This is a genomic window from Pantoea sp. SGAir0175, from assembly GCF_043547855.1.
The window spans coordinates 2197528-2211365 of record NZ_CP028081.1; the positions used below are offsets into that span (position 1 = coordinate 2197528).

Genomic DNA, 13838 nt, shown 5'->3' on the forward strand with positions numbered 1-13838 from the left:
GATTCATTGAACAACTTCATCAAATTTTTTGGTTAACTGCAGCGGCACATTCTGTTTTATGGTTGCAAGTTAACCTGGCGTGACGGAGAGACGCGATGTTTGCTGGCATCAATCAGCTGTTCACCCGGATGAGCGATCACCCGGATTTCGGTAAATTGCTGTTACGCTTAACCTTCGGCGGGCTGTTGCTGTTTCATGGCGAGTTTAAGGCGATTCATGGCGTCGGCTGGATCGCCCATCTGCTCAGCGTCAAAGGCATGCCAGGTTTCATCGCTTACGGTGCTTACATCGGGGAAATTGTGGCACCCATTATGGTCATCGTTGGCCTGCTGACGCGCCCGGCGGCCTTTATCATTGCCGTTAACATGGTAGTCGCAACGCTGCTGGTGAAAATGGGCGCACTCTGGCATCGCACCGATGTCGGCGCCTGGTCGCTGGAAACGGAAGCGCTTTACCTGCTAGGCGCGCTGGCCATCCTGTTCCTGGGTGCCGGAAAATATACGCTGGTGCGCGACGCACGCCTGCAATAATCATTAGAAAGAAAACCAGCCGGCCTGTAAAAGTGATCCTGTCACTTTTCAGGCCGCTTTTCTACGCCCTATTCCTGCACGCCGCAGCGCGCCAGACTGCGCTGTTGCGTCTGCTGATACAGCACCATCTCATCCTGCACGGCGGCACCGAGTGCGGCTTCAAAATCGGCACGACTGGCATTGCCGGCGCTGCGTGCCTGAGTCTGGTTGCCCAGATTAGACTGGAAAATCCCGGCCGCGCTCACCGGCAGAAAATCTTCGTAGACGATCGGTTCCGCCTGTAAACGGCCGGCGGCCAGCAGCTGCGCCACGGTTTCCCCGGCGCGCGGCGGCTGATGCTCACCCTGCGGCGTCAGACGGTAGCGGAACCACGCCAGCTCCTGCTCGCGCAGCGTCTGTTCATCATCAGGAAAATCACGAAACACCGCGCTGAGGTGCTGCTGATGCTGCTGGTTATCGCTGCCGGTACCGGCCTGCGCCAGCAGCCGGTCGTACAGCGCGCGGCCTTTAGGCGTGAGCGCCGCGCCGCGCTGCTCGATTTCACCGAAGCGCGCGGTATGGGTGCCCGGCGTGCCATCATTAAAATGCACCGCCTCTTCCAGCGCTTTGAAGCTGGTCTGGCGCAGCAGAATCGGCACCGCGCGCGGCGGCGGCCCTTCAATCAGGATTTTCGGTTCGATGCCGCGCGAAGGCATCAGCGCCTGCACGCGATCGATGTCCAGCGTGCGTGGCGTCAGGTGATTGATGTGGCAACCGCGGAAGCACACGACGTCGGCAATCAGGCGATGCTGCTGGCTCAGCGCGCGGTAGGTGGCGCTGTCCACCGTGGTGTGCGCATGCCAGCGAAAGGTTTCCAGCGCCTCCTGAACAAAGCGCGCGGCATCGGCAGCATTGAGACCGCCCTGCTGCTGATGCTGCGCGATCAGTGCCCGGCAGCCAGGCGTGAAGATGTCGCGCGCCGCCAGAATAGCCGCGGCTTTGTCGCGCAGTGCGGCATCGTCGATCAGCTCCAGCCGCAGCAGCGAGGTGAAAACGCGGAAGGGATTGCGCCGCAGCGCGCTGTCGCTGACCGGGCGAAAGGCAGTAGAGTGCACCGGCACGCCCGCCTGTGACAGATCGTAATAGCCCACCGGCTCCATCCCCATCACGGCAAACATCTGCCGCAGCGTGCTGAGCTCTGCGGCAGTGCCGACGCGAATGGCACCGTGACGCTCCACGCCGAGGCGGCTCAGCTCATCGGCGGCGGCCAGACGGTTTTTCAGCGCCGGCTGCGCTTCTAAGGTGCGTTCGTTAACGGCGGTAACCAGCTGCGTCAGGGTGCCATATTGCGGCACCTCCTGCTGGTACATGGCCGACATGGCCTGAGAGAACAGCGTGCGGATGGCATCGCGGGTGAGAAAGTTATCCATGGTCATCACCTTGGGCTAAAGGGTTGCTGCTACTGTAGATCAACCCTTTAGCGGCGGGTAACATTTTCGCGGAACTGTGATCGCCCTGTCACTCGGTGGCGCGCGGCTGGTCACCAAAGCGACATTTCAGTACCAGCATCAGCGTGGTCAGCGCCGCCGGCAACGCCAGCAGCAGAAAGATCTGGCTAAACGACCAGCCGAGGGACAGCAGCTCAGCGCCGACGAAGGCACTGATGATCGCGCCGATGCGGCCAACGCCGTGCATCCAGCTGGAGCCGGTCGCGCGGGCATGGGTGGGATAGTAACTGGCCGAGAGTGCATTCATGCCGGTGTTGGCACCGTTAAAACAGAAGCCGCTGCAGAAGGCGATGGCGCTCATCAACCCGACCTGCGCCGGGGAAAACCCGAGCGCCACGATGGCGATGCCGCCGCAAAAGTAAATGATGGCCAGCGCCAGATTGGCGTTGATGCGGTCCATCAGCCAGCCGGCAAACAGTGAGCCAACGGTGCCGCCCGCCTGATACATGGCGGTGACGATAGCCGCTTCGGTGACAGACATGCCCAGCGTGTTGATCAGCGATGGCAGCCAGCTGCCAATCAGGTAGACCAGAAACAGCCCCATAAAGTAGCCGCCCCACAGCATCAGGCTGCCAAACAGATAGCGGGGTGAGACGACGGTGGCCACTGCACCGTGGCGCGCGGCCAGCGGTTCACTGCTTTGAAAATGGCTTTCAGGCCGGACGCTGCCCGGCAGCATGCGCGCCAGAATGGCGTGAATGCGCGCAGCGGGCGCGCGTTGGCTGATGAGAAAGCGCACCGACTCCGGCAGGCCGCGCAGCAGAAACGGCAGCACCAGCAGCGGCAGCACGCCGCCCATCAGCATCACCGAATGCCAGTCATAGCGCGGCAGCAGCCACGAGGCGGCAAAACCGCCGGAGGCCGCGCCAAAGGTGAAGCCGCAGAACACCACGGTGATAATAAACGAGCGACGCCGCTCGGGCGCGTATTCGGCCACCAGCGTGCCGACGTTGGGCATCGCCGCTCCCAGTCCCAGACCGGTGAGGAAGCGGAACAGCATCATCTGTTCGATGTTTTGCGCCATGGCGGTCGCCAGCGTCCAGAGGCCAAAAAACAGCACGCTGAGCAGAATCATCACGCGGCGGCCGTAGCGATCGGCCAGCGGTCCAGCCACCATGGCACCCAGCGCCAGCCCAATTAGCGCCGCGCTGATCACCATCCCCAACTGATGATTGGTCACGCCCCAGCTGGCTTTCAGCGTCGGCGCGATAAAGCCCATCAGCGCGATATCCATGCCATCCAGCGCCACCACGACAAAACACAGCGCAATTAAACGCTTCTGCCAGCTGCTTAACGCGCTCTGGTTGATGAGCTGGCGGACGTCAATGGCTTCAGCGCTGGTCACGGTACCACTCCTGCAGGATTATCACGAATAGGTCATCAGTTTTGGTAAAAAAAACGGCGCTTATGATAGCGCATCGTTAACAATAACGGGCAGGATTTTTAAGTGAAATTGAGAATTATTCAACATTTTACCCGCTAAGCTACTGATAACGCTGAGTACAGAAACGCGCCTGGATACCCGGTTATTTATAAAGCCAACCAATACAGCCACTTACTAAAACTTCTCACGCTGACTGTTTTTGTTAATATAATTTTGCAGGTAAGTTAACAGAATCTCGGTCAGCCACTTGCCGCTGACCACTCTGACTCATTACGCTGGCGTTTATGGACAAAAATCATCTCTTTAATCAGCGCATTCGTCTGCGCCATTTACACACCTTTGTGGCAGTCGCGCAACAGGGCACGCTGGGCCGCGCGGCGGAAACCCTCAATCTGAGTCAGCCGGCGCTGTCTAAGACGCTGAATGAGCTGGAGGAACTGGCGGGTGCACGTCTGTTTGAGCGCGGTCGCCTCGGTGCTCAGCTGACGACACTGGGAGAACAGTTCCTGACCCACGCGGTGAAAGTACTGGATGCGCTTAACCACGCCGGACAAAGTTTCAACTCGCCGGTTTCCGGACGCCCGATCGTGATCCGCCTTGGCGCCCTCACCACCGCCGCCATGGGGATGCTGCCGCAGATCCTGGATCGCTTCCATGAACAGCAGCCGAACACCACGGTACAGGTAGCCACGCTGCACAATAATGTGCTGCTGGCTGGCCTGCGCGCCGGGGAGTTTGATATTGGCATTGGCCGTATGGCGGACAGCGAAATGATGACCGGCCTGACCTACGAATTGCTGTTTCTCGAATCGCTCAAGCTGGTGGTGCGACCGGAGCACCCGCTGTTAAGTGACAATGTCACACTTTCCCGCGCTATGCAGTGGCCGGTAGTGATTTCGCCTGAAGGCACCGCGCCGCGCCGCATTGCCCAGCACATGCTGGATGAACAAGGCTGCTCGCTGCCGGGCAACTGTGTCGAAACCTCTTCCACCTCGCTGGCCCGCCAGCTGGCGCTGCGTTATGACTATGTGTGGTTTGTGCCATCCGGCGCGGTGAAGGAAGATTTAAGTCACAATGCGCTCAGCGCGCTACCCATCGCATCGCCCGGCCCCGGCGAACCGGTGGGCATTATTACCCGCAGCGGCCACTCTCTCTCGTTAAGCGCGGAAGTGCTGATGGCCACCATCCGCAAATTTCACAGTTAACGGCTGCGTTTGGCGTGGCGTTCGCGATTGTCGAGGCGCGCGCGATCGGTTTTGCGCAGCCCGACATAAACTGCGCCGCTGCCTCCGTGCTGCGGTTGCGCGCTGCAGAAGGTCTGAACGTCGTCAAATTGACGCAGCCAGCGTGCCACGTAGCTGCGGACAATATTGGCGTGCGCTTCATCATCCCGCCCTTTGCCATGAATAATCAGCAGATTGCGCAGGCCCTGTTTGCGCGCTTCCAGCATAAAGCTGAACAGCGATTGCCGGCAGGTCTCCACCGGCTGGCGCAACAGATTAAGACTGGCGTCCAGCGTATATTTGCCCAGCCGCAGCTTATCGAGCACGCCCTGCTGAATGCCATCGGCTTTATATTCCAGCGGCGTGTCGCGCGGGATAATCTCAAGGAAGCCGCGCGTCAGGAAGTTTTCCGGTGCGTCGTCATGCGGCTGCTGGCGCGGCGCTTTGGTAGACGGCGCGCGCAGCCACTGGGTGTTGGCGCAATCTTTTAACGGGGTTACATCACCCATGGCATCGCGGAAAAGGTCTTCATCATCAAGGTTCATGGTGTTTTCCTCACGCCTGGTGGTGAATCGGGCGCAACATGCCACCCGAAAGCAAAATAGTAGCAAAGGTTATCGGCTATCACATCCGTCACTTTCTGCGCGGGATCAGGTTGTGTCCGGATGTAAATATGGAAAGAAAACGTTCCAGATCAAAAAACGGCTGGTCATTTGCAGACATCAAAGCCGCGAATACCCAGCATTTGTGCGGTTTTGATCATTATTACTGCTCGGATGAGTTCACATGACAAAGAAAAATGTTAAAATTGACGACAGTCAATAATCATCGAGCGTACCTATATGATCCCGGAAAAACGCAGCATTCGACGTATTCAGTCTGGCGGTTGTGCCATCCACTGTCAGGATTGCAGTATCAGCCAGTTGTGTATTCCCTTCACGCTGAACGAACATGAACTGGATCAGCTGGACAATATTATTGAACGCAAAAAGCCGATTCAGAAAGGCCAGACGCTGTTCAAAGCCGGTGATGAACTGAAATCCCTTTATGCTATCCGCTCCGGCACCATTAAAAGTTACACCATTACCGAACAGGGTGATGAACAGATCACCGGTTTCCATCTGGCGGGCGATCTGGTGGGCTTTGATGCCATCGTCAGTGCGCATCATCCGAGCTTCGCTCAGGCGCTGGAAACGGCCATGGTGTGTGAAATCCCGTTTGAAACCCTCGACGATCTGTCCGGTAAAATGCCGGCGCTGCGTCAGCAGATGATGCGTCTGATGAGCGGCGAGATCAAAGGCGATCAGGATATGATCCTGCTGTTATCGAAGAAGAACGCGGAAGAGCGTCTGGCGGCGTTTATCTGGAACCTGTCGCGCCGCTTCGGCCAGCGCGGTTTCTCACAGCGTGAATTCCGCCTGACCATGACGCGCGGCGACATCGGTAACTATCTGGGACTCACCGTCGAAACCATCAGCCGTCTGCTGGGTCGTTTCCAGAAAAGCGGCATGCTGGCGGTGAAAGGCAAATATATCACCATCGAAAACCATGCGCTGCTGGCTGAACTGGCTGGCCAGACCGATCAGGCAGCGTAACCGCCTGCCGGGTCGATAAATGTTATTTTATTGATCCGGCAACAACTTTTCCGCTTCTGCCCTGCGCCATCTTAGGCTATCTTTAATCCAACTTCGCTTTGGTTTGAGGAGAGTGCCTTATGTCCCGGTATCAGCATATTCTGGTGGCGATTGATGCTCAGCAGGACGACCAGCCGGCGCTGCGGCGTGCGGTGTATCTCAATCAACGTATCGGCGGAAAAATCAAAGCCTTCCTGCCTATCTACGACTTCTCCTACGAAATGACCACCCTGCTGTCGCCCGACGAGCGCGTCAACATGCGCAAAGGGGTGATTAGCCAGCGTACCGAATGGATCCGCGAACAGGCGCAGGCCTATCTGGAAGCCGGCGTGGATATCGAGATCAAAGTGGTGTGGCATAACCGGCCGTACGAAGCCATCATTCAGGAAGTGCTGGCGCATCAGCATGATTTGGTCCTGAAGATGGCGCACCAGCACGATCGTCTGGAAGCGGTGATTTTTACCCCCACCGACTGGCACCTGCTGCGTAAGTGCCCGTGCCCGGTGTGGATGGTCAAAGACCAGCCATGGCCGGAAGGCGGCAAAGCGGTGGTGGCGGTAAACCTTGCCAGCGAGGAACCGCATCATGATGAGCTTAATCAAAAACTGATCCGCGAGACCACGCAGCTGGCTGAAATGGTGAATCACACCGAGGTGCATCTGGTGGGCGCCTATCCCGTCACGCCGATCAACATTGCCATCGAACTGCCGGATTTTGATCCCAGCGTCTATAACGATGCCATTCGCGGCCAGCATCTGGTGGCGATGAAAGCGCTGCGCCAGAAATTCTCCATCGGCGAGGAGTTTACCCACGTGGCGAAGGGCCTGCCGGAAGAAGTCATCCCGGATATCGCGTCGCATCTCGACGCCGGGATTGTGGTGCTGGGCACCATCGGTCGTACCGGTCTGTCAGCTGCGTTTCTCGGCAATACCGCTGAACAGGTAATCGATCACCTGCGCTGTGATTTGCTGGCGATTAAGCCGGATGATTTCAAATCGCCGATTGACCTCGACGATGAGGAAGATGAAGAGGATTAAATAACGCAGGGCGGCCATCCTGCGCCGCCCCGGTTTGAGCTTATCAGGGCGGTGATATCACCGCCCTTTTCGTTTCCTACAGCGCGCGCAGAATGCCTTCGACGCTGGCTTTGGCATCGCCAAACAGCATCTGGGTGTTCTCTTTAAAGAACAGCGGGTTCTGCACCCCGGCATAGCCGGTGTTCATCGAGCGTTTGAACACGATGACGTTTTGCGCTTTCCACACTTCCAGCACCGGCATACCGGCAATCGGGCTGCGCGGATCGTCCTGGGCCGCCGGGTTGACGGTGTCGTTGGCACCGATAACCAGCACGGTGTCGGTATCGCTGAAATCATCGTTGATCTCATCCATCTCCAGCACCACATCGTACGGCACTTTGGCTTCCGCCAGCAGCACGTTCATGTGCCCCGGCAAACGACCGGCGACCGGGTGAATACCGAAACGCACCTTGATACCGCGCGCGCGCAGTTTCTCGGTGATCTCTGCCACCGGATACTGCGCCTGGGCGACCGCCATACCGTAGCCCGGCGTGATGATCACCGAGGTCGAGTTTTTCAGCAGTTCTGCCGTCTCTTCCGCGCTGATTTCACGGTGTTCACCCGCCTCTTCGCCCGCGTCGGCACCGCTCACGTCAGTGCCGAACCCGCCGGCAATCACGCTGATAAAGGAACGGTTCATCGCTTTACACATAATGTACGACAGGATGGCACCGGAGGAGCCCACCAGCGCACCGGTGACGATCAGCAGGTCGTTGCTCAACATAAAGCCCGCCGCCGCCGCCGCCCAGCCCGAATAGGAGTTGAGCATCGAGACCACCACCGGCATATCCGCACCGCCAATCGACGCCACCAGATGCCAGCCGAACACCAGCGCAATCACCGTCATAAGGAGCAGCGCAACGACCTGTGCAGCGGTGCTGTCGGTACGCACAAACCACAGCATCAGCAGGAATGAGACCACCAGCGCCGTCAGGTTCATTTTATGGCGATGCGGCAGCATCAGCGCTTTTGAGGAGATCTTGCCGCGCAGTTTGCCAAATGCCACCACCGAACCGGTGAAGGTCACCGCGCCGATAAAGATGCCGAGGAACACTTCGGTCAGATGGATATTTTCCATCACCGCTGACAGCCCTGGCGCGTGGTCAAGGTAGCTGTTGAACCCGACCAGCACCGCCGCCAGACCGACAAAGCTGTGCAAAATCGCCACCAGCTCCGGCATTTCGGTCATTTCGACTTTCTTCGCCAGACGAACGCCAATTGCACCGCCGATCACCATCGCCAGCAGAATCCACGCCACGTGGCCGCTGTGCGGACCAAAAATGGTGGCGAGCAGCGCCAGCGCCATGCCGCTGATACCAAAGATATTGCCCTGCTTTGAGGTCTCATGCTTCGAGAGCCCGGCCAGGCTGAAAATAAACAGAATTGCGGCAACAATGTATGCTGCAGTCACTAATCCGCCAGACATGTTGTTACCCCTTAATTCTTACGAAACATTTTCAGCATGCGCTGGGTGACGGTGAAACCACCGAAGATATTGATGCTGGCAATCAGGACGGCGATAAACGCCAGGAAGGTGACCCAGCCGCCATGGCCCATCTGCAGCACCGCGCCCACCACAATAATGCCGGAGATGGCGTTGGTGACGGACATTAACGGCGTATGCAGCGCGTGACTGACGTTCCACACCACATAATACCCGACGACGCAGGCAAGCGCGAACACGGTAAAGTGCGACAGGAATTCCGCTGGCGCGACGTTGGCCAGGCAGCCGAACAGCACTACCGCCAGCGCCAGCAGCAGATATTTGCGCCACGGCGCAGCGGGCTTCTCTGCCGCTTTCACCTGCGGCTGTGCGGCAGGTTTTGCGGCCTGTGGCGCAGCAGAGACCTGAATCGGCGGTGCTGGCCAGGTGACTTCGCCATCACGGATCACCGTGACGCCGCGCACCACCACATCATCGAAGTCAACGGTGATCTCGCCGTTTTTCTCTTTACACAGCAGCTTCAGCAGGTTCACCAGGTTGGTGCCGTACAGCTGAGAGGACTGCGTTGGCAGCCGGCTCGGCAGATCGGTGTAGCCGATGATTTTGACGCCGTTGTCGCTCAGCGTGACGCGGTCGGCGACGGTCAGATCGCAGTTGCCGCCGGTGGCTGCCGCCAGATCAACAATCACGCTGCCCGGCTTCATGCTGGCCACCATCTCTGCGGTGATCAGCTTCGGTGCCGGCTTGCCCGGGATCAGCGCGGTAGTGACGATAATGTCCACCTCCTGCGCCTGCGCCGCGAACAGCGCCATCTCCGCCTTGATAAAGGCTTCGGACATCACTTTGGCGTAACCGTCGCCGCTGCCCGCTTCCTCTTCAAAGTCGAGTTCAAGGAACTCGGCGCCCATACTCTGCACCTGCTCCTTCACTTCCGGACGGGTATCGAAGGCGCGCACGATGGCGCCGAGGCTGCCCGCCGCGCCAATCGCCGCCAGACCGGCCACGCCAGCCCCGATAACCATCACTTTTGCCGGTGGCACTTTACCGGCAGCGGTGATTTGCCCGGTGAAGAAGCGGCCAAACTCATGGGCTGCTTCGACAATGGCACGATAACCGGCGATGTTCGCCATCGAGCTGAGCGCATCCAGCGACTGCGCGCGTGAAATACGCGGTACGGAATCCATCGCCATTACGGTGATGTTGCGTGCGGCTAATTTCTCCAGCAGCGCCGGGTTCTGCGCTGGCCAGATAAAGCTCACCAGCGTGCTGCCCGCGCGCATCAGGGCGATCTCGCTGTCGTCTGGCGCGTTCACCTTCAGTACGATGTCGGACTGCCAGACATCCTGTGTGTTACTGATGCTGGCACCGGCGGCGATAAAACTGTCATCATCAAAGCTGGCGCGTAAACCGGCGCCCTGCTCAACGGTGACGCTGAATCCCAGCTTGATGAGCTGCTCAACGGTCTTTGGCGTCGCTGCGACGCGGGACTCATTGGCTAACCGCTCTTTGGGTATCCCAATTAACATACTGTTTCCTTTCCATGATTAAAGGATGAGGTTCTGTAAGGGGCACATGCTTAAAAGCCGAAACGCTGTTTCAGCTTTTTATGAGCGAAATGCACTATGTAACAAAGTCTTTATAACCTACTGAAAATGCCCAGGACGATCTAGCGCCATAACGCACACTTATGACATTCACACAGATATTCAGATGCCAGCGATGAATACCGCGGTATGCGACCAGGTTTGCGGCATTATGGAAAATAATCTGCTGTGCCTAATCGTGTCATGACGAATTAACTGTTTTTAAAAACCTATATTTAACAATGCGTTAACTATTCTGGTACTAAGCGATACCGGTTAAAGCGGTAAGCTGACCAAAAAAAAGCCATAACAGCGAAAGATGACAGGCCGATGAATAAAATGCTGGGATTGTCAATGTTATGCGCATAAATTGGCTGAGACAGGCCGATTATTACATGCAATAATCAGCGGCTAATCTGTTATACATCAAGAGTCCAGCACGTTTTCGTACTCAATTTGCGTAAGGCGAAGGATCATTTTTATGAAGCTGAAGAACACCATTCTGGCGTCGACCCTGTTATCACTGCTGGCAGCCAATGCGTTTGCTGCCAAAGAGTTAACGCCAGAACAAGCGGCCGCGTTAAAACCATTCGAACGCATCAATATTAGCGGCCGTTTTAATGCAATTGGCGATGCAACAGACGCCGTGTCTAAAGCCGCCGACGCCAAAGGCGCGGACTCTTTCTACGTGCAGGGCATCAACGACAGCAACGGTAACGGTGGCAACTGGCGCGTTACCGCCGATCTGTACAAAGCCAATGCAGCGAAAGTGGAACAAAGCACGCAATACCGGATGTTCAACGGCGTGAAAGAGCTGCCGAAGGCGGAAGCATATCGCCTTGAGCCGTTTGACACCGTCTCCGTCAGCGGCTTCTTCTCCAGCCAGCCGGACGTGAACGAAGCCATCGCCAAAGCGGCGAAAAACAAAGGCGCGGCCTCCTTCTTTATTGTGCGTCAGGTGGATGCTAACAACGGTGGCAACCAGTACGTGACCGCCTACGTGTATAAAGCCGATGCCAAAGCGCGCGTGGTGCAGGATACCTCTGACTCCATTCCGGCTGACTCAGAAGCCGGCAAAGCAGCCCTGGCTGCGGGCGGCGCAGCGGCGAAGAAAGTGGCAATCCCTGGCGTTGCTTCCTCAGATACGCCAAGCACCAGCGTGGGTCGTTTCTTTGAAACCCAAAGCTCTACCGGTCAGCGTTATACTGTGACGCAGCCGGATGGCCGCAGCGTGCAGGAAGTCAATGCGATCACGGCCGCACAGATGCAACCGTTTGACACCATCTCCTTCTCCGATCACTTCGGCACGCCAACCGAGATCTCAGAAGCCGTGGGCAAACGCGCCATCGCCAAAGGCGCGAAGTATTATCACATTACGCGCCAGTGGCAGAACCAGAGCGGCGGCAACCTGACCGTCACCGCTGACCTGTTTAAATAATCCCCGCGCAGGGCGGCGCCCGTCGCCCTGCCGTTTGCATAATCCGTGTGCAAATCTGCATAGTCTTGCATTGCCTTCACCGTTCGCTCTCCGTAAAATCTGCCGCCTGTTTTCAGGGTATTCCGTTTTAAACGGGACTGATTGCCACGTTACACTCTGGCTGAACAACTACTACCCAGCACACTCTGCTGCTCAGGAATGGCGTTTTGGATAAAAAATTAGGTCTTAGCGCGCTCACTGCGCTGGTGCTCAGCTCGATGCTCGGCGCGGGCGTCTTTAGCCTGCCACAAAATATGGCGGCGGTTGCCGGTCCGGCCGCGCTGCTGATCGGCTGGCTGATCACCGGTGTCGGTATCCTCTTTCTGTCGCTGGCGATGTTGCTGCTGACGCGCCTGCGGCCGGAACTGGATGGCGGCATCTTCACCTACGCGCGCGCCGGCTTCGGCGAGCTGACCGGCTTCTGCTCGGCATGGGGCTACTGGCTGTGCGCGGTAATTGCTAACGTCTCGTATCTGGTGATTGTGTTCTCGGCGCTGAGCTTCTTTACCGATACGCCAGATCGCATCGTGTTTGGCGATGGCAATACCTGGCAGGCGATGCTCGGCGCTTCCGTGCTGCTGTGGCTGGTGCACTGGCTGGTGCTGCGCGGCGTCCAGACCGCAGCCAGTATCAACCTGCTGGCGACGCTCGGCAAGCTGGTGCCGCTGCTGCTGTTCGTGGTGCTGGCGCTACTGGCATTTAATTACGATCGCTTCCGTTTTGATTTTGACGGTATCGCGCTCGGCCAGCCGCTGTGGCAGCAGGTTAAACAAACCATGCTGATCACACTGTGGGTGTTTATTGGTGTGGAAGGCGCGGTGGTAGTTTCTGCCCGCGCGCGCCACAAGAAAGATGTCGGGCGCGCCACCCTGCTGGCGGTGCTGGCCGCGCTGCTGGTCTATCTGCTGGTGACGCTGCTGTCGCTTGGCGTGGTGCCGCGTGCGGAACTGGCGCAGATGCGCAATCCGTCGATGGCCGGTCTGATGGAACGCCTGCTGGGTCATTGGGGCGATGCGGTGATTGCGGTTGGCCTGATTATATCGGTGTGCGGGGCCTATCTCAGCTGGACCATTATGGCGGCGGAAGTCCCATTCCTCGCCGCGCAGCAGGGCGCGTTTCCGCGCAGCATTGCCCGGCAGAACCGCCATAACGCGCCGGCGGCGTCGCTGTGGCTGACTAACGGCAGCGTGCAGGTGTGCCTGATTCTGATTGCGGTTACCGGCGCGGATTACAATACGCTGCTGACTATCGCCTCAGAAATGATCCTCGTGCCCTATCTGCTGGTCGGTCTGTATCTGGTCAAAGTGGTACGCGGTCAGCACAAACCGCTGGCCCTGTTGACCGGTCTCGGTGCCAGCGCCTATGGGTTATGGCTGCTGTACGCCTCGGGGCCGCTGCATCTGCTGTTGTCGGTGGTGCTTTACGCGCCGGGTCTGCTGCTGTTCCTGTACGCACGACGCGGTGGCCGCGGCGATCAACCGCTGTTTGCGCTGGAGCGCATCGCCATCGTGCTGTTAATTGCCGCCTCACTGCCCGCGCTGTGGCAGCTGACGCGCTAATCAGTGCGGTTGTAAAGGAATGGAAACACACAGCAGATCGTTCTGCTGTGTCAGATTGAGCGGCTTGCGGTATTCCAGATGGATGGCGTCAAGCTGCTCAGCGGACAGCGGATAAGGCAGCTGAATATCGAAGCGGCTGATGTGCTGCTGTTCGGCCAGGGTAATCAGGCGGGCAATGTTAATTTCGTCGCTGACCTGGGTTGAAATGATTTGTAATGCTAATTCTTTCAGATGGTCGTCGCTGGCCTGTAAACTGTGCCCGGACTTGCGCGTCACCATGCCAAAAATTGGCATCACGCCGTAAATGGCATCGACAAAGCTCCAGCGTTTTTTGCAGGAAGCGGAAAGGAAGTCACTGTAGTTGAAGCAGATGCGGTCACTGTATCCGGCTGAAGCCAGCTCTTTATCAGACACCCTCGCACTCCTCCTGTTTTCAGTACG

Annotated in this window: 12 protein-coding genes; 6 read left to right on the forward strand and 6 right to left on the reverse strand. The window is 57.8% G+C overall.

Annotation, left to right across the window (positions count from 1 at the left end):
• Positions 1-95: 95 nt before the first annotated feature.
• The gene (locus C1N56_RS10145) at positions 96-530 is read left to right on the forward strand and encodes a DoxX family protein (protein WP_058769762.1); all 435 of its coding nucleotides are present in this window, start codon (positions 96-98) and stop codon (positions 528-530) included.
• A gap of 68 nt (positions 531-598) precedes the next feature.
• Here C1N56_RS10145 and C1N56_RS10150 read toward each other — a convergent pair whose 3' ends face one another.
• Entirely contained in the window at positions 599-1939 is a 1341-nt protein-coding gene (locus C1N56_RS10150; RefSeq protein WP_021506102.1) for a 2-oxoadipate dioxygenase/decarboxylase HglS, read from the reverse strand.
• A gap of 88 nt (positions 1940-2027) precedes the next feature.
• Positions 2028-3362, reverse strand: a complete 1335-nt coding sequence (locus C1N56_RS10155; protein WP_394516620.1) for an MFS transporter — start codon at positions 3360-3362, stop codon at positions 2028-2030.
• 323 nt (positions 3363-3685) lie between these two features.
• Here C1N56_RS10155 and C1N56_RS10160 point away from each other — a divergent pair, with 323 nt between their 5' ends.
• Entirely contained in the window at positions 3686-4606 is a 921-nt protein-coding gene (locus C1N56_RS10160; RefSeq protein ID WP_021506104.1) for a LysR substrate-binding domain-containing protein, read from the forward strand.
• On the opposite strand, the gene smrA is transcribed toward C1N56_RS10160, so the two are convergent.
• Positions 4603-5169: a DNA endonuclease SmrA gene (gene smrA / locus C1N56_RS10165; RefSeq protein ID WP_021506105.1), complete on the reverse strand. Its 567-nt coding sequence runs from the start codon at positions 5167-5169 to the stop codon at positions 4603-4605. The two genes, C1N56_RS10160 and smrA, sit on opposite strands and share 4 nt — an antisense overlap.
• Positions 5170-5466: 297 nt before the next feature.
• On the opposite strand from smrA, the gene C1N56_RS10170 reads away from it, so the two are divergent.
• On the forward strand, positions 5467-6219 hold the full coding sequence (locus tag C1N56_RS10170) for an FNR family transcription factor (protein WP_031279133.1): 753 nt from the start codon (positions 5467-5469) through the stop codon (positions 6217-6219).
• A 119-nt stretch (positions 6220-6338) separates the two neighbouring features.
• Positions 6339-7295 (forward strand): universal stress protein UspE, encoded by a 957-nt coding sequence (gene uspE / locus C1N56_RS10175; protein ID WP_058769760.1) that lies wholly within the window; start codon positions 6339-6341, stop codon positions 7293-7295.
• A gap of 76 nt (positions 7296-7371) precedes the next feature.
• On the opposite strand, the gene pntB is transcribed toward uspE, so the two are convergent.
• Positions 7372-8760 carry a Re/Si-specific NAD(P)(+) transhydrogenase subunit beta gene (gene pntB / locus C1N56_RS10180; protein WP_394516621.1) on the reverse strand — a complete coding sequence of 463 codons (1389 nt, stop codon included), beginning with the start codon at positions 8758-8760 and terminating at the stop codon, positions 7372-7374.
• 11 nt (positions 8761-8771) lie between these two features.
• Positions 8772-10304 carry a Re/Si-specific NAD(P)(+) transhydrogenase subunit alpha gene (gene pntA, locus C1N56_RS10185; RefSeq protein WP_264441285.1) on the reverse strand — a complete coding sequence of 511 codons (1533 nt, stop codon included), beginning with the start codon at positions 10302-10304 and terminating at the stop codon, positions 8772-8774.
• 538 nt (positions 10305-10842) lie between these two features.
• Between pntA and ydgH the strand changes: the two genes are divergently transcribed.
• A complete protein-coding gene (gene ydgH / locus C1N56_RS10190) occupies positions 10843-11799 on the forward strand; it encodes a DUF1471 family protein YdgH (RefSeq protein ID WP_021506110.1) in 957 nt (318 codons plus the stop codon).
• Between the two features lie 206 nt (positions 11800-12005).
• On the forward strand, positions 12006-13397 hold the full coding sequence (locus C1N56_RS10195; protein WP_211726209.1) for a basic amino acid/polyamine antiporter: 1392 nt from the start codon (positions 12006-12008) through the stop codon (positions 13395-13397).
• On the opposite strand, the gene C1N56_RS10200 is transcribed toward C1N56_RS10195, so the two are convergent.
• Positions 13398-13811 carry a hypothetical protein gene (locus C1N56_RS10200; RefSeq protein WP_021506112.1) on the reverse strand — a complete coding sequence of 138 codons (414 nt, stop codon included), beginning with the start codon at positions 13809-13811 and terminating at the stop codon, positions 13398-13400.
• Between the last annotated feature and the right edge of the window lie 27 nt (positions 13812-13838).

Excerpts from the sequence above, each read along its gene's own strand:
- C1N56_RS10145 (WP_058769762.1), top strand. The coding sequence starts at position 96 with ATGTTTGCTGGCATCAATCAGCTGTTCACCCGGATGAGCGATCACCCG.
- C1N56_RS10150 (WP_021506102.1), bottom strand. The coding sequence starts at position 1,939 with ATGGATAACTTTCTCACCCGCGATGCCATCCGCACGCTGTTCTCTCAG.
- C1N56_RS10160 (WP_021506104.1), top strand. The coding sequence starts at position 3,686 with ATGGACAAAAATCATCTCTTTAATCAGCGCATTCGTCTGCGCCATTTA.
- smrA (WP_021506105.1), bottom strand. The coding sequence starts at position 5,169 with ATGAACCTTGATGATGAAGACCTTTTCCGCGATGCCATGGGTGATGTA.
- C1N56_RS10170 (WP_031279133.1), top strand. The coding sequence starts at position 5,467 with ATGATCCCGGAAAAACGCAGCATTCGACGTATTCAGTCTGGCGGTTGT.
- uspE (WP_058769760.1), top strand. The coding sequence starts at position 6,339 with ATGTCCCGGTATCAGCATATTCTGGTGGCGATTGATGCTCAGCAGGAC.
- pntB (WP_394516621.1), bottom strand. The coding sequence starts at position 8,760 with ATGTCTGGCGGATTAGTGACTGCAGCATACATTGTTGCCGCAATTCTG.
- pntA (WP_264441285.1), bottom strand. The coding sequence starts at position 10,304 with ATGTTAATTGGGATACCCAAAGAGCGGTTAGCCAATGAGTCCCGCGTC.
- ydgH (WP_021506110.1), top strand. The coding sequence starts at position 10,843 with ATGAAGCTGAAGAACACCATTCTGGCGTCGACCCTGTTATCACTGCTG.